We start from the raw sequence: 561 nt of genomic DNA on the forward strand, positions 1-561 counted from the left end.
CGAGGCCATCGCTGACCTGCACGCTGAACACCTCGTCATGACTCTCGCCGGCCTTCAGTGATTGCACGGCACTGGCGATACCATCGCTGCCGTTGGCCAGGGTGTAGGTCCATTGGCCGCTGCTGTCGACGGCGATCGAACCATAGGCGCCGGTATTGGTTCCGGCAATGCTCCAGGTGGCGGTGGCAGCGTGATCGATGTCGGCCGAGCTGAACTGGCCGCTGACGCTGAGCGTGCTGTCTTCCTGCACCGCGCCGGCATCGTTGCCGGTGGCGAAGCTGAGCACCGGCGCGTCGTTGCTACCACTGACGGTGACGGTCACCAGCTGAGTGTCGGCACCGCCGAGACCATCGCTGACCTGGACGCTGAACACCTCATCGTGACTCTCGCCGGCCTTCAGTGACTGCACGGCACTGGCGACACCATCAGTGCCATTGGCCAGGGTGTAGGTCCATTGGCCAGTGCTGTCCACGGCGATCGAGCCGTAGATTCCAGTTGGCGAGCCATTGATGGACCAGCTGGCGGTGGCATCGTGGTCGATGTCGGTCGAGCTGAATTGGC

Annotated in this window: 1 protein-coding gene; it reads right to left on the reverse strand. The window is 63.6% G+C overall.

Features of this window, described 5'->3' with window-relative positions; translation table 11 throughout:
* Nucleotides 1-561 (reverse strand): VCBS domain-containing protein (locus AACY49_RS30120; protein ID WP_339527887.1); only part of this gene is annotated, 561 nt, incomplete at both ends.

This window comes from Pseudomonas sp. EL_65y_Pfl2_R96 (genome assembly GCF_963970905.1).
GTDB lineage: Bacteria > Pseudomonadota > Gammaproteobacteria > Pseudomonadales > Pseudomonadaceae > Aquipseudomonas.